The sequence below is a fragment of the Neptunomonas sp. genome (genome assembly GCF_016744175.1).
In the GTDB taxonomy this organism is placed as follows: domain Bacteria; phylum Pseudomonadota; class Gammaproteobacteria; order Pseudomonadales; family Balneatricaceae; genus Neptunomonas.
Genome location: NZ_JADGEV010000012.1, coordinates 31606 through 52433 on the forward strand (window position 1 = coordinate 31606; position 20828 = coordinate 52433).

At 43.5% G+C, this 20828-nt stretch carries 21 protein-coding genes and 1 tRNA gene; 7 read left to right on the forward strand and 15 right to left on the reverse strand.

The window, feature by feature from the left end; genetic code table 11:
* Positions 1-243: 243 nt before the first annotated feature.
* Both QZZ55_RS07540 and QZZ55_RS07545 read left to right on the forward strand, forming a co-directional pair.
* Entirely contained in the window at positions 244-2106 is a 1863-nt protein-coding gene (locus QZZ55_RS07540; RefSeq protein ID WP_293266710.1) for a thiamine pyrophosphate-dependent enzyme, read from the forward strand.
* On the forward strand, positions 2106-2717 hold the full coding sequence (locus tag QZZ55_RS07545) for an indolepyruvate oxidoreductase subunit beta (protein WP_293266711.1): 612 nt from the start codon (positions 2106-2108) through the stop codon (positions 2715-2717). Before QZZ55_RS07540 ends, QZZ55_RS07545 begins: the two co-directional genes overlap by 1 nt.
* Before the next feature lie 77 nt (positions 2718-2794).
* Here QZZ55_RS07545 and QZZ55_RS07550 read toward each other — a convergent pair whose 3' ends face one another.
* The 8 genes from QZZ55_RS07550 to QZZ55_RS07585 form a co-directional block, all read right to left on the reverse strand.
* Positions 2795-3895 (reverse strand): cysteine protease StiP family protein, encoded by a 1101-nt coding sequence (locus QZZ55_RS07550; protein WP_293266712.1) that lies wholly within the window; start codon positions 3893-3895, stop codon positions 2795-2797.
* Positions 3896-3897: 2 nt separating this feature from the next.
* Positions 3898-4626, reverse strand: a complete 729-nt coding sequence (locus tag QZZ55_RS07555; RefSeq protein WP_293266713.1) for an HAD family hydrolase — start codon at positions 4624-4626, stop codon at positions 3898-3900.
* Between the two features lie 16 nt (positions 4627-4642).
* On the reverse strand, positions 4643-5776 hold the full coding sequence (locus QZZ55_RS07560; protein WP_293266714.1) for a phosphoribosyltransferase domain-containing protein: 1134 nt from the start codon (positions 5774-5776) through the stop codon (positions 4643-4645).
* Positions 5777-6005: 229 nt separating this feature from the next.
* Positions 6006-6584, reverse strand: a complete 579-nt coding sequence (locus tag QZZ55_RS07565) for a TerD family protein (protein WP_293266715.1) — start codon at positions 6582-6584, stop codon at positions 6006-6008.
* Between the two features lie 169 nt (positions 6585-6753).
* Positions 6754-7206, reverse strand: a complete 453-nt coding sequence (locus QZZ55_RS07570) for a tellurite resistance TerB family protein (RefSeq protein WP_293266716.1) — start codon at positions 7204-7206, stop codon at positions 6754-6756.
* Positions 7203-8330 carry a TerD family protein gene (locus tag QZZ55_RS07575; RefSeq protein ID WP_293266717.1) on the reverse strand — a complete coding sequence of 376 codons (1128 nt, stop codon included), beginning with the start codon at positions 8328-8330 and terminating at the stop codon, positions 7203-7205. The genes QZZ55_RS07570 and QZZ55_RS07575 overlap by 4 nt, the downstream gene beginning before the upstream one ends.
* Before the next feature lie 28 nt (positions 8331-8358).
* Complete coding sequence (locus QZZ55_RS07580; protein WP_293266718.1) at positions 8359-8964, reverse strand: TerD family protein; 606 nt, start codon at positions 8962-8964, stop codon at positions 8359-8361.
* Positions 8965-9075: 111 nt separating this feature from the next.
* Positions 9076-10098 carry a DUF475 domain-containing protein gene (locus QZZ55_RS07585; RefSeq protein WP_293266719.1) on the reverse strand — a complete coding sequence of 341 codons (1023 nt, stop codon included), beginning with the start codon at positions 10096-10098 and terminating at the stop codon, positions 9076-9078.
* A 451-nt stretch (positions 10099-10549) separates the two neighbouring features.
* On the opposite strand from QZZ55_RS07585, the gene QZZ55_RS07590 reads away from it, so the two are divergent.
* On the forward strand, positions 10550-12235 hold the full coding sequence (locus QZZ55_RS07590; RefSeq protein WP_293266720.1) for an EAL domain-containing protein: 1686 nt from the start codon (positions 10550-10552) through the stop codon (positions 12233-12235).
* A 7-nt stretch (positions 12236-12242) separates the two neighbouring features.
* On the opposite strand, the gene QZZ55_RS07595 is transcribed toward QZZ55_RS07590, so the two are convergent.
* The 4 genes from QZZ55_RS07595 to hisB all read right to left on the reverse strand — a co-directional run bounded on the left by QZZ55_RS07595 (position 12243) and on the right by hisB (position 15388).
* Positions 12243-13226, reverse strand: coding sequence for an ornithine cyclodeaminase family protein (locus QZZ55_RS07595; RefSeq protein WP_293266721.1), 984 nt, complete (start codon positions 13224-13226; stop codon positions 12243-12245).
* A gap of 98 nt (positions 13227-13324) precedes the next feature.
* On the reverse strand, positions 13325-14098 hold the full coding sequence (hisF, locus tag QZZ55_RS07600; protein ID WP_293266722.1) for an imidazole glycerol phosphate synthase subunit HisF: 774 nt from the start codon (positions 14096-14098) through the stop codon (positions 13325-13327).
* A gap of 48 nt (positions 14099-14146) precedes the next feature.
* Positions 14147-14794, reverse strand: a complete 648-nt coding sequence (gene hisH / locus QZZ55_RS07605; RefSeq protein ID WP_293266723.1) for an imidazole glycerol phosphate synthase subunit HisH — start codon at positions 14792-14794, stop codon at positions 14147-14149.
* On the reverse strand, positions 14795-15388 hold the full coding sequence (gene hisB / locus QZZ55_RS07610) for an imidazoleglycerol-phosphate dehydratase HisB (RefSeq protein WP_293266724.1): 594 nt from the start codon (positions 15386-15388) through the stop codon (positions 14795-14797).
* Between the two features lie 214 nt (positions 15389-15602).
* Between hisB and QZZ55_RS07615 the strand changes: the two genes are divergently transcribed.
* From QZZ55_RS07615 to QZZ55_RS07630, 4 genes are all read left to right on the forward strand, one after another.
* Positions 15603-17753 carry an AsmA family protein gene (locus tag QZZ55_RS07615; protein WP_293266725.1) on the forward strand — a complete coding sequence of 717 codons (2151 nt, stop codon included), beginning with the start codon at positions 15603-15605 and terminating at the stop codon, positions 17751-17753.
* 2 nt (positions 17754-17755) lie between these two features.
* Entirely contained in the window at positions 17756-18808 is a 1053-nt protein-coding gene (gene mutY, locus QZZ55_RS07620; protein ID WP_293266726.1) for an A/G-specific adenine glycosylase, read from the forward strand.
* A 14-nt stretch (positions 18809-18822) separates the two neighbouring features.
* Positions 18823-19095, forward strand: a complete 273-nt coding sequence (locus tag QZZ55_RS07625; protein ID WP_293266727.1) for an oxidative damage protection protein — start codon at positions 18823-18825, stop codon at positions 19093-19095.
* Between the two features lie 60 nt (positions 19096-19155).
* A tRNA-Phe gene (locus QZZ55_RS07630) sits at positions 19156-19231 on the forward strand.
* Positions 19232-19323: 92 nt separating this feature from the next.
* Here the strand turns inward: QZZ55_RS07630 and QZZ55_RS07635 are convergent.
* The 3 genes from QZZ55_RS07635 to QZZ55_RS07645 form a co-directional block, all read right to left on the reverse strand.
* Positions 19324-20085 carry a DNA adenine methylase gene (locus QZZ55_RS07635; protein WP_293266728.1) on the reverse strand — a complete coding sequence of 254 codons (762 nt, stop codon included), beginning with the start codon at positions 20083-20085 and terminating at the stop codon, positions 19324-19326.
* Positions 20036-20221 (reverse strand): Com family DNA-binding transcriptional regulator, encoded by a 186-nt coding sequence (locus tag QZZ55_RS07640; protein ID WP_293266729.1) that lies wholly within the window; start codon positions 20219-20221, stop codon positions 20036-20038. Before QZZ55_RS07640 ends, QZZ55_RS07635 begins: the two co-directional genes overlap by 50 nt.
* A gap of 153 nt (positions 20222-20374) precedes the next feature.
* Entirely contained in the window at positions 20375-20827 is a 453-nt protein-coding gene (locus QZZ55_RS07645) for a hypothetical protein (protein ID WP_293266730.1), read from the reverse strand.
* Position 20828: the final 1 nt, after the last annotated feature.

A 20828-nucleotide genomic window follows, 5' to 3' on the forward strand; every position in this document is an offset into this window, starting at 1 on the left:
AAGAGACTAACGAGCAGTACGAACAAATTTAGTTAGGTGTATCTACTTACGTAAGCGAACTAATGTCGTCATTTTATGGCAAAGATGCAGGTTAGGTGCGAGAACCTATGCCTTATACCTTCGCCCAATCCATCTTATTTCATTGATCTAGGTCGGTATTTTCCCTTATCGGCACCGCTACACTCAGGAGAGACTCATTATTAATCCAACATATTAATAAGAATACCCTATTGGAGTGATGTCATGTCGACTGCTGAGCAGATTCAGAACAACCCTAGTATTTTCATTTCTGGTAACGAAGCTGTCGCACTAGCCGCCAGAGACGCAGGCTGTCGCGTTGCATCCGCTTACCCTGGGACACCTTCTACTGAGATACTAGAATACATATCCTCCTACCCTAACCTGTACTCTGAATGGTCAATCAATGAGAAGGTTTCATTAGAAGTGGCTATTGGAGCCTCACTTGCCGGTAGCCGCGCCTTGTGCGCCATGAAACACGTTGGCATGAATGTCGCTTCTGACGCCCTTATGACACAAACATTAATTGGCGCTGTTGGCGGTTTAGTTATCGTTATAGCAGATGATGTAGGGTTATCCTCCTCACAAAATGAACAAGACTCGCGCTACTGGGGGCGCTTTGCCCACCTTCCTGTTTTAGAGCCTTCTGATTCACAAGAAACTTACGATATAACTCGCTTTGCTTTTGGCCTATCTGAACAATACTCTGTACCCGTTATTGTTCGCCTAACCACCCGCATCTGCCATGTGAAAGGTGTGGTTTCTCTTTCTGCACCTCAAGTCAAAGAGGGACATAAGTTTATTAAGGACACCAGCCGTTTCGTTATGGTCCCTGGTAATGCCAAGCAGCGAATTCCATTGATGCTTGAACGAGATAAAACACTGGCGAATTTTTCTGAATCTTGTTTACTCAATATAATTGAACAAGGAAAGAATCGCTCAGTGGGCTTTATCACCTCAGGTGCCGCATACTGCCATGTTCGAGAAGCCTTTCCTGATGCGCCATTAATCAAATTAGGGCTTAGTCATCCTGCGCCAATTGAGATGATTCGAGAGTTTGCAGAGAGCGTTGACAAGTTAGTCGTCATAGAAGAAGTTGAACCTTTACTGGAAACAGAGCTGAAGGCGGCAGGTATTGATCTATTCGGTAAAGATATCGTCCCTCGTATTGGCGAACTAACACCTGCAGTCCTTACGCCAGCCATTGAGCGTTTACTAGGTAAAGAAAAAAGCATTGCTAGTATTGGCATGACCGATGTATTCCCTCGTCCGCCAACAATGTGTGTTGCCTGCCCACATCTAGGGATTTATTACTGTTTATCTCATGTGAAAAACACCATTATTGCTGGCGATATTGGCTGTTACACCTTAGGTGCAGGTCACCCTTGGAACGCATTAGATACCTGCATCAGCATGGGTGCCTCCCTTAGCGTTGCGCAAGGCATAGATAAAGGGCGTAGCGAAGAAGACACTAACAAAAATGTGATTGCCGTTATCGGTGACTCTACCTTTTTACATATGGGTATGCAGGGTCTTTTAGATATTACTTACAATAAGGGCAACGTCACTATTTTGCTGCTGGATAACCGTGCGGTAGGCATGACTGGAGGGCAAAATGCACCGTCATCCGGTATTGATATTCATGGTGAAGCGACCATTCAAGTTGACTTTCGCAAGCTTTGTGAAGCATTAGGTGTGAAACCAGAGCGGATTCACGAGCTTAACCCTTATGAGCTTCCTACACTTTTTAAAGCATTGCGTGAAGAAGTCAAAGCCAAAGAGCCCTCAGTCATCATTACCAATCAACCTTGCGTACTAACCGAACGCTACTCCAAGCAACCACCACTGACCGTCGAAGATGATAAATGTACAGGATGTAGTAATTGTTTAGATGTTGGCTGCCCGGCTATTTTAGTGACACGCCGAGAAACCGTGGTTAAGCCTAACGGAAAAGAGAAAGAACTCTCCTTTGTTAAGATTGATACGGCAGCCTGCACAGGATGTAATTTGTGTATTAATACCTGCGCACCCGATGCCATTGTTCCGCTGATAAACGTTGGCCACATTAATGCTGTGGAGGTCAAATAATGGAGCAAATAACCAATATTATGGTTGTGGGTATCGGCGGGCAAGGCGTAATGACCGCTGCTGATATCATCTCCCAGGCAGCTATTATGGAAGGGCACGATGTTAAAAAAACAGAAGTAGCAGGAATGGCTCAACGCGGTGGTGTTGTCACCTCGCATGTGCGCTTCGGTAAAAAAGTACTGTCGCCTTCTATTCCGCCGGGCACCGCTGACCTGATGTTAGCTTTTGAACCCGCCGAAGCATTACGTTGGGTAACCCATGTAAAAGACCAAGCTACTGTCATGGTAAATACTTATCCACAAGCACCGCCTGTGGTTTCTATTGGTTTGTTCGATTATCCTGACCAACCTGAAAAACAGCTACAAAGCCACCCTATTCAGTTGATCAGTTTTGATGCAGGCTCACTATCAATAGAGCTAGGCGACCGCAGATTAGTTAATTCCATCATGTTAGGCGCCATCGCTAAACAACTCCCCTTTAGCCCTGAGGTACTTAAAGCTGCTTTACTCGCACGCTTTAGAAACAAAGGAGCAGAGTTACTAGCCCTTAATGAAACAGCATTTGAAGCGGGACAGCACGCCGCCCAGCTTAAAACTGCCATAGAAGAGTAACTAAAGGCTTTCTTCATAGAAGCGAATAGAGTTCGCTTCTATAACCATCACAAAAATAAAGCCTTTATTGCTTAAATCTAATCGTTAACATTTGCAACAATCGCGACAGCATTAAACGGCATAGCACTATCTTGGCAGACCTCAACACACTTATCTTTGGCCAATACCAATAAATGAGAAACGTCATCGCTGGTGACATCTTTCACCACTAATAGCTTTGGTACTCGACGCAACATAACCCGGGTAGCTTCAGCAATGCCTGGTTTAACGCGATTTATATCAGAGACCCCATACTCCACCATTAACTGGTCGACATACGATTTCATTTTCTGATGTCGCTCGACGCTTGCCTGATCACGCTGCACAATGGTGCTTTCGTTGGGTGATATTGTACTAAACAGCGAAGAAATCTCATCAACAAACCAATTACTTAAATCGTGTTTGGCCAAATGCGAATAAACAACACACTGATGAAATCCCTGATACTCAGGCCTGAGAATAGTTCTTGATACAAGCCCTGATACTGTACTATTTAGGATCCCAGACGGGATCGTATAATCATCAACCGTTGCTACAAGGTCCGCCATTCCCCCTATATCTGAAATCACACAAAGGTCATCTGAGATTTTGTAATGACTTTCATTATTCCAACAAGCAACAGCCGCTTTTAATTCCTGTGTGATGATTCCTTTTGCAGTCCAACCATCTACAAACAAGATACTATCACCCGCATGGCCCGCTTTTTCCAAGTATTCCAGTGCCGCCGTATCTATACCCTTATCTCTGATAATCGATACAGAGTAATGACTAACATTCGCTTTATAATAATATTTGAGTGCTCTGTTTAATAAAACACCGATAGGTGTACCTGCTCTTGCTAAAGACACAAGCGTGATGGTATCCCCTTTTTTCTCGATGATTTTTTTCGCTAAACCGGCCACCTCAGTCGCTAATCGATGTTTATATTTATCAACTAGGCCAAAAAACAACGTTAAGTATTGATCGCTTGGAGGAAACTCTTGCGAGATCATCGATGAATAGTGCTGCCCCCCGATTTGCATAAGCCGTTCTTTTTCTTCCACGCTAAGCATCGGAATATCGATAGGCTGGAGTAAAAACTGACAATCTTCTCTAGAATAACTGCCTTCTAAAGGCTCAAAACATGTCTTTGAATTCATGCTCACAACAACTTATCTTGGCTAATCTGGCTAACAGACGGTATGACTTGAAAATGGCACGATGACATGAAAGCTAAATCACTTGTACTATCGCCAACGCCGAGAAATAACAAATTACTTTGATGAGCCGTTAGTATTTTCTGTAAAAACTCTACCGCCCGCTTTTTACAAGCATAAGGGGGTAATAAAGCCATATTGTTTCCATTGATATGCACTCTCGCATTACCCGCTTGCTGACAAAAGCGCTCAGCAATTCCTTCAAGTTTAGTAAGGTCTGTAGGCTCACCTTTAATCGATATATAACAAGGGAAGCCAAAATCACTTATGACCCGACACCGAAGCGATAACTGCTGCTCCGCAATGATAGACAATACCTCTTCCACATAACGATCTAGTATTTCCTGCCATTGAGTACTCTCTTGAGTAAGTACCTGTAACCAATCAGCTTCAACTTTATTTTCTTCATTAAGAATAATAGCGCCGTGGTCAATCACCTTATATGTGCTGAAAGATAGAGACACACGATCTAATGCTTCTTTATTTCGCCCAGTAACAGGAATCAATCGCTGATCATTGCACAGGTTGTAGAAATGCAATTGTTCAACAGATGAAAACGAAGCAGGTTGAGCCTCTTTATCAATGGCAGTAACCGCCATCTCAACACCACTTTCACACTTTCTTTTTGTTTGAATAAGCGTGTCATCAATATCAGTAAAAACAACTATCGACATACAAATACCTTTAAATCTAAGTGAGAATAGCGGTTATAGCATTGAGTTTTAACCGAAATGGACAAGAGAAATACTGCTCATGTGTTTCATACAAAATAATGGCTTGTCGATTTTTCTGTAGATTGTATAAATAGTAAACGCCTCTTTGGGCTTCATCGAAAAAACTTTGCTTGCTCGTTATTCCCGCCCCTTCCAGTACCGGTGAACGACCAGTAGACTGAAAAACAACATCTACGCCTTGCGCTTGAAGATCTTCTGCAAATAAGAAAGGTTGAAATGTAAACTCGCCCGTGCCGATGACCGTGTACTTTTCAGTAGGGTTTAATTGACTAATATCCAACCGGGTGCCCTGCGGAGTATAAAAAAGCACTTCAGGTTCTGGAGATGCTAGATATCCCGTTCTGCCAATATCATCCCGGCTGTTTGCACGACTAATACCACTGGCGGTTTTATCGGGTAACTGGAGTGGAAACTGTTCATCGGCATAAAAGCGATAACTGCCATCTAGTAAGCTGATAAATGTAAATGATAGCTGTGGATAGGCTTGTCGATACGCTTCTCGTTGTTCTACTGATAACCAATTTACTAAGCTGACCCATATGATTGTCTTCAACTGGGGAAGATTTTGCTGCAATTTTTGGCTTAATTGCTCCAGCGTTTTCCCCGTACTTATTTCATCATCAACTATAACAACAGACTCAACCTGCTGTTCTGCTAATGTACTATCAAGACTATAAATCAAATGAGAAGGTGCGTGGCTGTGCGCTTCTGTGATCGAAAAGCCGATATCCCGATCCAAATCACAACGTGTCGTATGACTATAAATCACGTTCTGCAAACCAGATCGTTTTAACTCTTGAGCAACACCGGCTCCTAAGCCTGTCGCTGTTTCGGCAACACCTAATACCCAAGTGTTACTGTGCAACAAAAGCGACTGTTTAACGGCTTGTGCCAACGTTTGGTAGGTTTCACGCATATCGCTGGGAAGACAAGGAACATACTTCCCCAACACCTTAGAAATAAATAAGTAGCGGCGTTTAGGGTTCTGACGTGCGCCAAAGGTGAGTAATTTTTCAAGCGGATAGCGCGCATTATGAACCGATATTTGCAGCAGGCCAGTCTGCAATTCAACATCGCATCGGTTTAGCATAGTGACAAATTCCATATTTAAAAGATGCTTAAGCTAGGCTACACACGAGTGAGCGGCTTACTAAAGCGAGTTGAACAGTACGTGGTGATCATTGTATCGCTACGGCTATAGCGATGCTTGAATCTGATCAATATTACCATGCTATTAAAATAAGATAAGCAGCCAAGTACTGACTGCTTAATCTATAAAAAAGCAGTCCGAAGACTGCTTATACTTCACAACACAAAGATTAGCCTACATTAACACCATACTGCTGTGCCATTGGCTTAAGACCACCAGCAAAGCCTTGACCGATGGCTTTGAATTTCCATTCACTATTGTGACGGTATAATTCGCCAAAGACCAATGCCGTCTCAGTAGAATAATCTTCTGATAAATCGTAACGCGCTACTTCTGCATTAGAATCTTGGTTTACAACGCGGATGAAGGCATTAGAAACTTGCCCAAAATTTTGGTTACGAGCATCAGCATCATGAATAGTTACACCCACGATAACTTTATTTACATCTGCAGGAATCAGACTCAAATCTACTTTAACAGACTCATCATCGCCGTCACCTTCGCCTGTCGTATTATCGCCAGTGTGCTCAACAGAGCTACACGCTGATTTCAAATTATTGTAAAAAATGAAATCACCATCGCCACGTACTTTTCCATCTTCACCAACCATGAATACAGACGCATCCAAGTCAAAGTCCGTGCCATCTGTTGCACGAGAGTCCCAGCCCAAGCCTAATAGCATTTTAGTCATGCCTGGAGCCACTTTCTCTAGTGAAACGTTACCGCCTTTCTGTAGTGATACACCCATGTTATAAAACTCCTGATTACGTTTGTGTATTTTCGTCACTGAAACATGGACAGATTAGATATTGTCCAACTTATTCATTCTTACCATATTTACAACATCCCTTGGCTGTGAGGCTTTAATTGGTGCTGCACAGCGGCAACATCATAAATATTATTATATTGTTCAAAGACTACAGCTCAAAACCTGCAGGATCCAAACCTAATTCAAGTGCGACCTTACGAGCAACAACCTTCTCATCATCATCAAATACGCCATCCGCTGCTGCAATTGATAAAATAAGACGCATTACTGTACGACATGCCACATCATCACCTTTCAGTAAATTTAGTGCCTCAAAAGCTTTAGATTCACCGACATCTTCGTCAAACTCAAAATTGCCTAAAAAGCCGTTAAACGCCTCAATCACATCCGAAGTTTTAAATACTGATAATGCATCATTGCTTTCGATGATTTTCAGCATTTTTTTCTTTTCTTCAGAGGACACATCGCCATCCGCACGTGCAATTAGCGCCGTTCCGGCGGTAGCCGCATTAAGAAATTTTTTGTTTTTAAACTTTAAAACTTCGCCTTTAAGCTCATTTGATTTTTGCTTAATTGTCGACATAAAACTAGAAAAACTCATGTTTGATCCTCATTATCTGAATTATTTTCACACCGCCACGGCAATCCCCAAGCAAAAGCACGATCCATTTCGGCAAGATCTTGAAAGTACTCATTCAGTGGTGTGGCTTTTGTTTGGTCTTCATTAAAATCAATCATCGCAACCGCATAGATTGGCTTTGACATGAGCGTCGTCGGCGACAGCTTCTTAGCGGCTAGACCCGGTAGCTGAAAATCAACGCTTACACTAAGCGCTTCCCAACTATCATGGGCGTCCATCATGCTTACAAAGACCAAGTATCTGTTTAGTTTATGGCGAAAGCGTTCGTTAATAAGCAATTGTTCAAAATGTTCATTCAGTTCCCGGCGTGCCTTTATATAAGGAACACCATCGAATGAGCCTTCTAAACTTTCGTCAAAGCTATACACAATACCGCGCTGGCCATTTTCTAATTCATAGAAACAGCCAATGCGTAAATCCGATACGGGTTTAAAATTCTCACCCATAAAATAACGTGCCGCTGATCGCAAGTTGCCTCGACCAGACTTCCACACAAGCGTAATACTAGCATCACCATGATTATGACTAGCTTGTGACGGGTTAACATGTGCTTGCGTAGCGGTTTGCTCAGCAGAGGCATGTGCTGTCGTTGAAACGGTCGTTAAAGCCGACGCGTATGAATCACGGGTAAAACCAAAGCTTTCTAGTAATTTGGGCAGCCCTTCTTTATAGCCTTGCAATATACAACGTATTTTCCAAGCACCATTACGACGATACACTTCAATTAAACTAACTGCCGACTGGCCTGTCAATTGATGAGATATATCGATACTGGCATATTCATCAGCCCCAACTAAATCACTCAGGCTTGCCGACATGCCCGAAGGTGAACCTGCCGAGCGAGTGTCATTAGCAGCAATATAAACCGTTAACTTCTCTACACTCTCAGGAATATCAGGCAAGTTAAGTAGCAGCTTATTATCTCGGGTGGAAACACCTTCTGTCGCCCCTAACAGGCTAACAGGCTCATTCTCCTTTGAGACAACAACACCCCACTGCCAGTTGGCTATATGCAAAGAAAAGCAATAAGCACGGTCACTAGGGATAGAAGTATTTTGCCCCGCTACTAACTGTGTTACTGCCATTCTGGTGCTCCCAAAAATCAGCGATTAATTATAAATAGTTAGCCGCGACTGTTTCGAATAATTTCTCCAACTTTTTATCTTCAGTCGGTTCGCCAACAGCACGGAATTTCCATGCGCTGTTATGGCGGTAAAGTACACCTAACACCATAGAAACAGAGCCGTTAAACTTATCTTCATGGGCGATATTATAATTTGCAATAATATTATCTACTCGACTTGGCGTGCCTTCATAGAGACGCACACTCGCGAACGGAATACTGGCGAAATCTTGTCCCTGGTAGCTATTCAAGACGATAGCAATACTTTTAACGCTCGCAGGCACTTTCCCTAATTCAACAGATACAATCTCGTTATCTAAACCGTCATCGCCGTCTAAATCTCCGGTTCTGTCATCACCACTGTGAACAACAGAGCCATCTTTACTTTTCAGCTGACCAAAATAAACGATATCAGCTAAGTCTTTGCCTTCAGTGTATAGGCCAATACTTGCATCTAAATCAACGGCAACTTTCTTCGTACCGAAAAAACCTTTTTTCTCAATAGCGCCCCAGTTCACGCCCACACAAACTCTGTCTAACCCTGAACCATTTTTTTCTAAGCTAATCCGCTGACCTTTCTCTAAAGAAATAGACATTTGTATATCCTTCACTCATTAATTAATCAGTTAAGTGTTTAGTACGATGATCATAATTTAGCAAAAACTACCTAATCAAAAGCTAAATAGCGACCCATCATTAATATTTATTTATACACTGCTTTTACTTTCTTTTGATTTAAGCATTTGCGAGTGAATAAATGCTACACCTATAAGACCTGCACCGATAAAACCAGTTATCACTTCCGGTATATGCATAAATGTCTTTAAAAACATCATACAAGCCAATGCAACTATTGCATAAAACGCACCATGTTCAAGGTATATGTATTCAGATAGTGTGTCTTTCTCTACTAATAGAATAGTCAACGAACGAACAAACATTGCACCGATACCTAAACCAATGGCAATAATGAACAAATTAGTAGTGATAGCAAATGCGCCAATAACACCATCTAAACTAAAAGAGGCGTCCAACAACTCCAAATAAATAAACATAGCGGCGCCACTTTTAGCCGCATGCGTTGCAACACGCGCCTGCTCTCGGCGTTCCATAAAAGCAGTAAGTTGATGCATGATCCAGAAAGTAGCAACACCCGCTAGACCGGACAATGCAAATGTCTTTTTATCAGCCTCAGGCAACATAAACAGAGCAACGACAGCAATGAGTACTAACGTTAGCAGCTCTGCCGCAAATTTCATTTTTTCCAGTTTAGCCAGTGGCTTCTCAATCATTGGAATCCAATGATCTTTATCATCATCGAAGAAGAACGAAAAACCAACCATCATCAAAAATGCACCGCCAAAGGCCATGACAGATACATGAGCTTCCGTCATCACAGCGGCATATTGCTCAGGTGCGTTGATAGCAATATCCAACGCTCCCCACGGCGACACGCCAGCTAGAATACTAACGATAAGCACAGGGAAAACAATACGCATACCAAACACAGCGATAAGGATTCCCCATGTGAGGAAACGGCGACGCCACACTGCGTCCATATCTTTCAATACCGTAGCGTTAACCACGGCATTATCAAAGGAGAGTGATACTTCAAGCACAGCCAGTACCGAAACGATGAAAAGCGCACTAGGGCCGCCAACAACCAAGGCGGCAATTAGTCCTACAATCGTTACGATAAAACTGCCTGTAAAATACTTTAAATTTTCCAAAATCAATTATTCCCACTTAATACAATAATTTATTAACGAGTTGATAGTTAAATCACCTAGCCTTTACGAAACCTTTAGCGCATGGCCTTACACCTTCTACAAATATTGTAGTAGTTAGTAGAATCGTTCCTTTCTATGTATATGGGGACAAAACCCAAAATTAAAAGTTCATTCCTCCATTCAAAACATTTAGCGATAGATGGACTCATAATAAGACATTAGTCTAAGTCAAAAAACAACCCACAAAGCCTAAGCGTCTCAACAAATGGAAAAAGGCAGACGCTTCTCACTGGATTACACCTCAAAAGACCAAACCACCGTAATTTCATATATTTATCCAGTTAATAAGCTGTACTAAAAGCTCTATTAAAGAAAGCGTATAGTTGTTAGCATTCAATGAAACGGATTTTTAATACAAGCACATTATTTATCATGATAGCTATCAATAAATATGGCTAGAATGAAGGGAGCACAGCATTTTTTACAACCGATTAGGCAGGTTACCAGTTTGAATACTCAGGCAAGTTGGGCAACTTTTAAGACCTATTTGGTTCCCATGCTGATTAGCTTAACCCTAACCGTTTTAATCAGTTGTTCGTTCATAGTCGAGCAAATAGAAGATGAAAAACAATCTCGTCGCCAAGCGCTACGTGATGAGGCCATTCTTGTTGCTGACTGGCTAGACCAAAATCTCAGTTCAATCAATAATGTACTATTTTCATTAGAAACGTTTCATGGAAGTTGTGACGAAAATACTCTTTTCAAAATCCGCAGTATATTATTTACATTGCCTCAAGTCGTAGAAATGGGTTTTGTTGACCGCTATGGAACATTGCTCTGCACCAGCTGGGAAAAAATCAGACATAAAATACAAGTGTCTAAACCCGTAGATTCCTATGGTTTACGCTTTCTTGGACCATTAACAGTAGAATTCATGCTGCAGCCTACCTTCGTTTTAGCCAGAACAACCGATGACAAAGGCGAGGTAAATGCACTATTTCGAATTAGCTGGCTCAAAGACCAACTAAGAAACCATACAAGTACTAAAGGCTTTACTGCTCTAATCGATAGTAAGAGCGGCGTACCTCTTGCCATAAATGGTAGTTACAGCCTACCACTCAAGCCGACACCCGTCAGGTTTCCCATTCAATCTTCTCGTCTTATCGAAGGCATGTTTGATAATGGCAATAAACAGTCGATTATAATAATCCCCTTATTAACACTACCTGGTTTGAGTGTTGCTATTAGCGAAGACCAAGAGGTCCTCTATCAAGGGGTTAACGACATCCCTCATACATGGTATTTGGAAGCATTTACTCTGTTTATCTTTCTTTATATGAGTAGTGCATTTTTCCAAAGACAGCTGACCAACCCAACACTTCAATTAAAAAAGGCCATCCGCAATAGAGAGTTCTTTTCAGTTTTCCAACCTCTCGTTGACTCACGCACCCGACAACTTATTGGCGTGGAAGCCTTAGTCCGCTGGAACCACCCCGTTGATGGATTACGTATGCCGCTTACTTTTCTTCCACAAGCAGAGCAGTCAGGCTTGCTAATGCAGATGACAAGTATGCAGTTGAAACAAAGCGCTAAAGATCTTGCTCCCTTCATTAAGCACTGCCCCAATTGTCTTGTGCACATCAACATCGCTGCCTGTCATTTACTAAGCGAAGATAGCCTCAACGAATTTTTTACATTTCGTGAGCAGATACCCGGCCTTGTATTGGAGATCACCGAAGACACAATGCTAGAACTAGAATCAAGCCAAATACGCCAAGCATTAGAACGTCTAGATAGGGCTAACATACCTATTGCTATAGATGACTTCGGCACCGGATATTGTGGCCTTAGTTACCTGCGTTCTTTGCCCGTTAGTATTTTAAAAGCAGATAAGAGCTTCATCGCCTCTATGGGTACTGATTCTGTGAATGCAGATGTTCTGCAAACCATTATCAATTTGGCCAAAACACTCAAACTCACAACGGTAGCAGAAGGTGTCGAGACCGATTCTCAGTGTTCGCAACTTCAAGCAATGAATGTCGATATACAACAAGGCTGGTTACACGGAAAGCCGATGTCGGCAGACGCTCTATCTAAGATATTCAATTACGATGGTACAAGGCGCAATGAACCATAAAAAACACTTAAACCCTAAGTGATTCAGCTTTAATATTCTCATATACCAAGTAGGCTGCCACCAGATCAGACAAAGCAGTCCCTACCGATTTAAACAGCGTGATCTCCTCTGCTGTATTACGCCCAGCCTTTTTACCCTTCACCTCACTACGGCACAAATCAGCAAGTTCACCCTGTACATGCCCTGCAGTAAAAGCACCCTCTGAAAGAGGGATCAGTAACTCTCCTGCTTCATTGAGGACGTTCAAGCGGCTATCAACAAAGACTTTTGAGCACAGTACTGTCTTCGAGTCACATTCACGTCGATCACGGCTATGGTTCCCTACTAAATCAATATGCGTACCCGCACTCACCTGCTCGTAGGTAAACAATGGCTCTGCCGTCCCAGTGGCACAGCTAATAATATCTACATGTCCGATAACTAATTCGGGGTTGCTCACTCCTTGTACATCAATATCAGGACGCTGCGACTTAATATCATTGACGGTTGCAGTAACTTTTTCAGCGTTACGACCAGCAACATAAATGGTTTCAATCGGCCTCACACAGGCATGCGCTAGTGCCATATAAGGTGCTAACTTTCCTGTACCAAACAGCAGCAGGCTCTTTGCATCCTTTCTAGCCAGATGGTCTGCGGCTAATGCAGAAACAGCGGCCGTTCGCCAAAATGTCAGTTGCGTACCATCCACAACAGCTAATGGCGCACCGGTGGCTCGACTGAACAGCAGCATTTTTGACGCCAGAGTCTCCAACCCCTTTGCAGGATTACCAGGCAAATGAGTAAAGGCTTTCACCCCCATCACCTGATCATTCCAGGCAGGTAAAACAGCAAAGGAATCATCTTGATTACCATCTACATCACTCACTGCAGGAAGATGAAACATCTGGCGTTGAGGCATGCCAAAGTCATTGGAGAAAGCCATTCTGAGCGCAGCTATTAGCGTGCCAAAAGATAATGTTCTCTGAACATCTAGCGAATTTACAACGAGCATATTTATACCTTAACTATTGGTTTTTAACTTATATAGAGTGAGCAGCCAAACATACATACAAAAAACCCAGCCAAAGCTGGGTTTATTCTAGAGTCAGATTACAGGCGTACTTCTATACCCCGTTCTCGCATATAGGCTTTTGCTTCTGGTATTGAATATTCGTTAAAGTGGAAAATTGATGCCGCTAATACAGCATCAGCTTTCCCCTGAATAACCCCATCAACAAGATGCTCCAAGTTACCAACACCACCGGAGGCAATAATAGGCACGTTCACAGCATCTGAGATAGCACGAGTTACGCCTAAGTCATAACCATTTTTAACACCATCCTGATCCATCGACGTTAGCAGAATTTCACCAGCCCCCAGATCGACCATCTTTTTAGCCCACTCAACCGCATCTAAACCGGTAGGTTTGCGGCCTCCATGTGTGAAGATTTCCCATTTATTAGGCTCTCCTTCAACGGAGACTTTCTTGGCATCGATGGCAACCACTATACATTGCGAACCAAAACGTTCTGCCGCTTGGCGGACAAAATCAGGGTTAGTCACTGCCGCACTGTTGATAGATACCTTATCAGCACCGGCGTTTAACATCGTACGGATATCATCACAGGTACGAATACCACCGCCCACTGTTAATGGAATAAATACTTGAGACGCCATACGCTCAACCGTATGCACCATCGTTTCACGGCCTTCATGTGTTGCCGTAATATCCAAAAAGGTTATTTCATCCGCGCCTTGTTCATCATAACGCTTGGCGACTTCAACCGGGTCGCCTGCATCTCGAATATCTAGAAACTGAACACCTTTTACCACCCGTCCATTCTCAACATCTAGACAAGGAATAATTCGTTTTGCTAATGCCATGCTAGTTCTCCTTAGAAAAACTTACGTTAAGAGTGCTTAAGTCTCAACTTAAGGCTTCCCATCCCAGTTCAGAAAGTTCTTCAATAACTGCAGCCCGGCCGTATGGCTTTTTTCCGGGTGAAACTGCACAGCAAATACATTGTCATGCCCAAGTGCCACATCAAAATCAACACCGTAGCTACAAGTCGCGGCTACTTGCTGACGCTGAGCAGCCTTTACATAGTAACTGTGTACAAAATAAAAGCGGCTACCGCTTTCGATTCCCTGCCAAAGCGGATGCTCGCCACTTTGCATCACTTCGTTCCAACCCATGTGCGGTACTTTTAAGCGCTCACCTTGCTCATCTTTATGGTGATCACCAAAATAGTTAACAGTGCCTTCAAACTCACCCAGACAATCTACACCGCCATTCTCTTCTGAAGACTGCATTAATGCCTGATAACCAACACAGATGCCTAAAAAAGGACGTCCCGAACGAATCGCTTCCGCGACCTCTTTATCAACACCCTGTTTGTAAATTTCGGCCATACAGTCACGAATAGCACCGACACCTGGTAATAATACTCGGTCGGCATTTGCTACTTGTTTTGGGTCTGATGTAACTAATACTTCAACTCCGGGCTGCACATGTTCCAGCGCCTTAGCAACTGAGTGCAAATTGCCCATGCCATAGTCAATAACGGCAATGGTACTCATCTATAAAACACCCTTGGTTGATGGCATCATTTCTGCTGCACGTTGATCAACTGTCAGAGCCATACGTAAAGCACGACCAAACGCTTTAAAAATAGTTTCTGCCTGATGATGGGCATTAAAGCCTTTAATATTATCAATGTGCAAAGTAACACCAGCATGATTAACAAAGCCCTGGAAAAATTCCCAAAACAGCTGAGTATCCAAGCGCCCAATAGAGCCACGTGTAAATTCGCAATTAAAGCTCAGCCCTGGGCGGCCTGAAAAATCGATAACCACGCGTGATAAAGCCTCATCCAACGGCACATAAGCGTGTCCGTAGCGCGTTAGGCCTTTTTTATCACCTACCGCTTCTTTAAATGCTTGCCCCAGAGTAATACCTATATCTTCCACAGTATGGTGATCATCGATATAGATATCGCCATTCGCTTCTATATTGATATCAATCAGCCCATGACGAGCAATCTGGTCCATCATGTGCTCCAGAAATGGCACACCCGTATCAGCACTAAACTCACCTGTGCCATCAAGGTTAATAGATACGGTGATCTGAGTTTCCAGAGTTTCCCGGTTTACTGTAGCCTTACGCTCAGTCATGCTGCTCTCCGATGTTCAATACGGTTTAATGCGGTTCAAAACAGAAAACCAACATTATATAACTACCAGACTCAGGATGCACCGCACGAGATGATTAACGTCATATTCACATCTTACGTGCATGCTATAGATACAACTGTTAGTAGTTTTCGCTACACTGATAGCCGACAACAGGCTACTGGGCTTGAATGGTAATATAAGGAAAGAGGTCATTATGGGTAAATTGATTAAAATCGTTCTGGGGCTAGTGCTAGTATGCATCATACTCATTGCAGCAGGCGGTGCTTTACTAAGCACTTTTATTGACCCTAATGACTATAAATCCGAAATTGAACAAGCGGCTCTTGATCAAGGCGGCATAGAACTAAATATTGGCGGCAACATAAGCTGGTCAGTATTTCCACGATTAAGCCTAGCAGTTGACAATATTGATGCCCGTTTCCCCGGCCAGCCTTCTCTTGCTCACCTGCAACAAGCTCAAATTTCTGTTCGTATAATGGAGCTTTTCTCCGGTAACGTGCAGATGAACAGTATTATCATTGAAGGATTGAACCTTGATCTGACAAAAAGCAAATCTGGCAAGGTTAACTGGCAAAGCAACACCCCTGATGAAACGGCCCAAAATCAGACACCTCAAGAAAGCAATCAAGATAACTCCGATCCTTCTACGCCGTCAGGCACTAGTCTAAAAATTGATATTGAGAGCGTGCAAGTGGTTAGCGGTACCGTTAACTACAGTGACGAGCAAACATCACAAAGATTTCTCGTGAACAACATTAACCTTAAAACAGGCCGTATCACCAACAATGAACTGTTTCCCTTTAATCTGAGCCTTAATGTCAAACAACTACAAAGCGGCAAGCAGGTTATGGAAGCAGCGACTCAGTTTGAAGGGATGATTCTTCTCGATCTAAGTAAACAGCAATACCAGCTAAAAGACTTTATCGGCCAACTAAATATCAAAAACGGCACCAATCTACACATTCAGTTTAAAACGAATGCCAATGCTGACTTAATCGCCCGTCAATTGATTGTCGATAGCTGGAATGCAGAAATTGCAAATTTACATCTTAATGGCAAGCTAGCTATTACCAATCTAGATACCCTTGATATGAATGGTACTGTCACGGCAGCTCCTTTTGCTCTTAACCCACTGTTAGAAACACTGGGACAAGCTCCGGTTCAGACTTCAGATCCTGCAGTGCTTCAAAGCATTGGCCTTATCAGCACATTTAGTGGCAACGCTGATGCAATCAATACTAAATCTTTAACGTTAAAACTCGACGATACAAGTTTTGACGGCAACGCGGGGATTAATCTCAATACCAGCCGCATCAAATTAAAGCTTGCAGGTAACAGCATCAATCTAGATCGCTACTTACCTGCTGCTGAAAACCAAACTGCGACGACGGAGAAAAAGGAGGAAAGCTCATCTGCTGAAGGTTACTCAAAAGAGGAAATCATTCCACTCGAGCCGTTACAAAGCCTCAACTTGGATGCTGCTATTTCATTGAAATCAGCAACCTATCAAAAATTCAAAATGAACAACCTTGATTTTGCCATCGATGCCAATAAAGGCATTGTCAAAGCTAAGCGTATCAATGTAGATATGTATAGCGGGAAAATTCGCAACTCCATCACACTCGATGCACGTAAAAAACCACTCAAAATTACTACAAACAAAACAATAACCGGGCTGCAAATTGGTGAACTACTCACAGACTTGGTCGGTGAAGCCCAGTTAACAGGCACATTTAGTACCACGTCTAATATCACTACTTACGGACAGTCTGTTCATAGCATTGTAAACAACATGAACGGCAAGGCTAATGTCACTGTGCTAAATGGTGTTGTAAATGGCATCAATATGGCCCAAGAACTTTGCCAAACAATCAATAACCTTTCTGCTGCTGGCTCTGTAAAATCCGCGCAAACAGTTGACCAATCAACTCCATTTGCAAAAATGGGCGGCAATTTCATAATCAAAAAAGGTGTCATCAGCAACAATGACCTAGGTGTTAAATTAGACGCTATGAACATTAAAGGTAAAGGGGCTGTAAATTTACCCAAAGCCTTAGTCGACTATCAGCTAGCACTCATTATTGAAGAAAACCTGTTTAAGAAAACCTGCCCCGTCAACAATCGCCTTGAAGGCGTAGAATGGCCAGTGCGTTGCAAAGGCTCCTTTGATCTTGAACCAACCGAGCTATGTAAGCCTGACACAAAAGCAATTCGTAACATCCTTAAAAAAGCTGTCACGAGTAAAATTAAGGATAAGCTGGGCAGTAAAGTTCAAGATAAACTGAAAGATAAACTTGGCGACGACGATGCAGTAAAAGGCCTATTAAAAGGGCTCTTTAAATAAACATGACCCCATTACAATTTAATACTGCCGTGCTGAGCTGGTTCGACCAGCATGGCCGGCATAACCTACCCTGGCAGCACGATAAAACAGCATACTTCACCTGGATCTCTGAGATCATGTTGCAACAAACACAGGTAACAACTGTCATTCCTTACTTCGAGCGATTTATTGAGCGCTTTCCCGATGTTCAAACCCTTTCTCATGCAGAGCAGGATGAAGTGCTTCATCTTTGGACCGGCCTCGGTTATTACGCTCGAGCCCGTAACTTGCACAAAACAGCACAAATCATCGCTGCGGATTACTTCGGCGAATTCCCGCAATCGGTAGAAGAGCTCGAGCAATTGCCCGGCATAGGCCGCTCAACGGCTGGAGCGGTCTTATCTATATCAACGGGTAAACGTGCCGCGATACTGGATGGCAATGTAAAACGAGTACTCGCACGTTTTTATGCGGTGGAAGGCTGGACAGGCTCTACTGCCAACCAGAAAACACTCTGGGAGCACGCCGAGAGCAACACACCTCAAAAGCGCGTAGGTGAATACACTCAAGCGATGATGGATCTTGGAGCGACACTGTGTACTCGTAGCAAGCCCAACTGCCAATGCTGCCCACTTAAAAGCCATTGCACTGCGCTGAAGCTAGGCCGCAGTAGCGAATTCCCGCACCCTAAACCTAAAAAGAAAGTCCCTGTTAAGCAAACCATTATGCTTTTGCTCCAAGACGAGCAACATCAAACACTGCTTCAGCAACGCCCTCCCACAGGTTTATGGGGGGGGCTATGGAGCTTACCGGAAGTCGCGGACCTTCGTGATGCCAATAGCACCATAGGGCTTTCTCTGGATATAGATAAAGCAGAACCGCTTGAACCTATTCGACATACCTTTAGCCACTTCCACTTGGACATCACACCCGTACGCATCCCCTGTAATAACCTTACAGACTGTGTCATGGAAGGCGAACCCACACTCTGGTATAACATACAACAACCACAGAATATCGGGTTGGCCGCACCGGTTAAGCGGCTGTTGCAAAAATATACCCGCATTAGCAAATAGATTTGGAGAGTTAGATGAGCCGTACTGTTATGTGCCGTAAATACAAAGAGGAACTAGCAGGTCTTGAAAAGCCACCGTATCCTGGCCCAAAAGGACAAGAAATTTACGAGACAATCTCCCAAAAAGCATGGGCAGACTGGACCGCACACCAAACGATGATCATCAATGAAAAGCACATGAGCTTAATGGATCCTGCTACGCGCAAGTTTCTACAAGAAGAGATGGAAAAATATATGGACGGTGGTGATTACGAAAAAGCTGAAGGCTACGTACCTCCTTCAAAATAATTTAACTCAAGGTGTTGACAGGTAAGCGAATTAAGGTTTTAATACGCGCCTCTTTGAGATGCCCGGATAGCTCAGTCGGTAGAGCAGAGGATTGAAAATCCTCGTGTCCGTGGTTCGATTCCGCGTCCGGGCACCAAAGTACACAAGCCTCACAGTCAAATTGTAAATTTGCGGTCTTTTTGGCACTGATTTGTGCACTTTTTGTCACACGATCAGTGCCTAGTTTATTTAGAAGTTCGTATAAATAAGTTCTTTTACAGCGACTGCTTTTCCCCCTCCACCGACCGTATATTTGTGATCTACTTCTTTCAGGTTTAATCCGTTAAAAAGTGCCCTTATGTCGGGGTGATTGTTGATGCTGATTATCATGTTTCCTTGTATCGATTTGGCTAGTTCTGCCATGGTTTGGTATTCCTCGAAGGGGAAAGCAACGCCGTAGCCTTCGGTCTGCCAGTAGGGTGGGTCGCAGTAGAATAGCGTGTGAGGGCGGTCGTATTTTTTGATGACAGCTTTCCAGTCTAGGCTTTCTATTGTCGCCCCCGCTAAACGGTAGTGAGCATCCGCTAAGTCTTGCTCCATGGTGAATATATTGAATCGTGGACGGCGTGTCGTGCAGGTACCGAAAGTCTGCCCTGATACCTTTCCTCCAAAAGCTTGTTTTTGCAGATATAGGAAACGAGCGGCACGCTGTATATCCGTTAGCGTCTCAACGGGAGTGGCTTGCAACCAGTCCCAATTCTGTCGACTACAGAGCATCCATTTTAGTTGTTTATACAGCTCCTCAAGATGATGCTGTACCACTCGATAGAGGTTGACCATATCGCCGTTGATGTCATTTATAACCTCTGACTTGGAAGGCTCTTTCATAAAGAACAGAGCCGCCGCTCCCGCGAACGGCTCAACGTAGCATTGGTGATCAGGGAATAGCGGTAGGATATGCTTAGCCAGACGACGTTTGCCGCCTATCCAAGGTGTGAGAGGTTTTGCCATGTGTTACTCCATCTTTAGTGATGGGGCTCATGGCCCTCTGGATGTGCCGACAACGTGGGCACTTGATTTCGATTTCAGAAAAAATAGCTTTTGCTAATAATTTTGAGCATTTAGTACAACGTATATCCTTTAACATGTGTGAACCTATCGTTAGATTTGATAGGCTACCTCCGCCATGACGTCGTGGTGAGGGAGCCTTAGCTGGTTCACAGTATCCATGTACTGTGGATTGGGGTTCGATCAACTCTCAACAGGAGATCGAGCCGCTTCCTCTTTGTTTTACTTCATTTCAATTTATCTGGCTTAACCCCATCAACATATACTGCCGCGCTTGCGCGGGTGTTAGTTCTGGTGTAAATGCAGGCCAGACTACAGCAGAACCAATCTCTGTAATGAATGCTCCTACGTAGTGATAATCAGCCTCAAATTGTTCGTGTTGATCCTCCTCATATGTTGCACACCAGAGATGATGTGCAGGGTGATCGAATAGAGCGATAGCTTGCTGTTGTGTTAAGTACATAGCGTTGTCTGTTTGGCTGAAAAGCCATACAGCAGCGAGCAGGGCTTGTTGGTCGCCAGAGAGGGGTTCACCGCTGGCGTCTCGCTCGGGTAGAACATAGGGATCAGTAGCGTTTTCTAATCTCATTGCGTAGACACGATTGGTACCGTCATGGGAGATGCCAGGCATATTGGTTGGCATACGCTCAAGATCAGGGCTGGTGGGTTTATATATTGACCACATC

Excerpts from the sequence above, each read along its gene's own strand:
- QZZ55_RS07540 (WP_293266710.1), top strand. The coding sequence starts at position 244 with ATGTCGACTGCTGAGCAGATTCAGAACAACCCTAGTATTTTCATTTCT.
- QZZ55_RS07545 (WP_293266711.1), top strand. The coding sequence starts at position 2,106 with ATGGAGCAAATAACCAATATTATGGTTGTGGGTATCGGCGGGCAAGGC.
- QZZ55_RS07550 (WP_293266712.1), bottom strand. The coding sequence starts at position 3,895 with ATGAATTCAAAGACATGTTTTGAGCCTTTAGAAGGCAGTTATTCTAGA.
- QZZ55_RS07555 (WP_293266713.1), bottom strand. The coding sequence starts at position 4,626 with ATGTCGATAGTTGTTTTTACTGATATTGATGACACGCTTATTCAAACA.
- QZZ55_RS07560 (WP_293266714.1), bottom strand. The coding sequence starts at position 5,776 with ATGCTAAACCGATGCGATGTTGAATTGCAGACTGGCCTGCTGCAAATA.
- QZZ55_RS07565 (WP_293266715.1), bottom strand. The coding sequence starts at position 6,584 with ATGGGTGTATCACTACAGAAAGGCGGTAACGTTTCACTAGAGAAAGTG.
- QZZ55_RS07570 (WP_293266716.1), bottom strand. The coding sequence starts at position 7,206 with ATGAGTTTTTCTAGTTTTATGTCGACAATTAAGCAAAAATCAAATGAG.
- QZZ55_RS07575 (WP_293266717.1), bottom strand. The coding sequence starts at position 8,330 with ATGGCAGTAACACAGTTAGTAGCGGGGCAAAATACTTCTATCCCTAGT.
- QZZ55_RS07580 (WP_293266718.1), bottom strand. The coding sequence starts at position 8,964 with ATGTCTATTTCTTTAGAGAAAGGTCAGCGGATTAGCTTAGAAAAAAAT.
- QZZ55_RS07590 (WP_293266720.1), top strand. The coding sequence starts at position 10,550 with ATGGCTAGAATGAAGGGAGCACAGCATTTTTTACAACCGATTAGGCAG.
- QZZ55_RS07595 (WP_293266721.1), bottom strand. The coding sequence starts at position 13,226 with ATGCTCGTTGTAAATTCGCTAGATGTTCAGAGAACATTATCTTTTGGC.
- hisF (WP_293266722.1), bottom strand. The coding sequence starts at position 14,098 with ATGGCATTAGCAAAACGAATTATTCCTTGTCTAGATGTTGAGAATGGA.
- hisH (WP_293266723.1), bottom strand. The coding sequence starts at position 14,794 with ATGAGTACCATTGCCGTTATTGACTATGGCATGGGCAATTTGCACTCA.
- hisB (WP_293266724.1), bottom strand. The coding sequence starts at position 15,388 with ATGACTGAGCGTAAGGCTACAGTAAACCGGGAAACTCTGGAAACTCAG.
- QZZ55_RS07615 (WP_293266725.1), top strand. The coding sequence starts at position 15,603 with ATGGGTAAATTGATTAAAATCGTTCTGGGGCTAGTGCTAGTATGCATC.
- mutY (WP_293266726.1), top strand. The coding sequence starts at position 17,756 with ATGACCCCATTACAATTTAATACTGCCGTGCTGAGCTGGTTCGACCAG.
- QZZ55_RS07625 (WP_293266727.1), top strand. The coding sequence starts at position 18,823 with ATGAGCCGTACTGTTATGTGCCGTAAATACAAAGAGGAACTAGCAGGT.
- QZZ55_RS07635 (WP_293266728.1), bottom strand. The coding sequence starts at position 20,085 with ATGGCAAAACCTCTCACACCTTGGATAGGCGGCAAACGTCGTCTGGCT.
- QZZ55_RS07640 (WP_293266729.1), bottom strand. The coding sequence starts at position 20,221 with ATGTTAAAGGATATACGTTGTACTAAATGCTCAAAATTATTAGCAAAA.
- QZZ55_RS07645 (WP_293266730.1), bottom strand. The coding sequence starts at position 20,827 with ATGTGGTCAATATATAAACCCACCAGCCCTGATCTTGAGCGTATGCCA.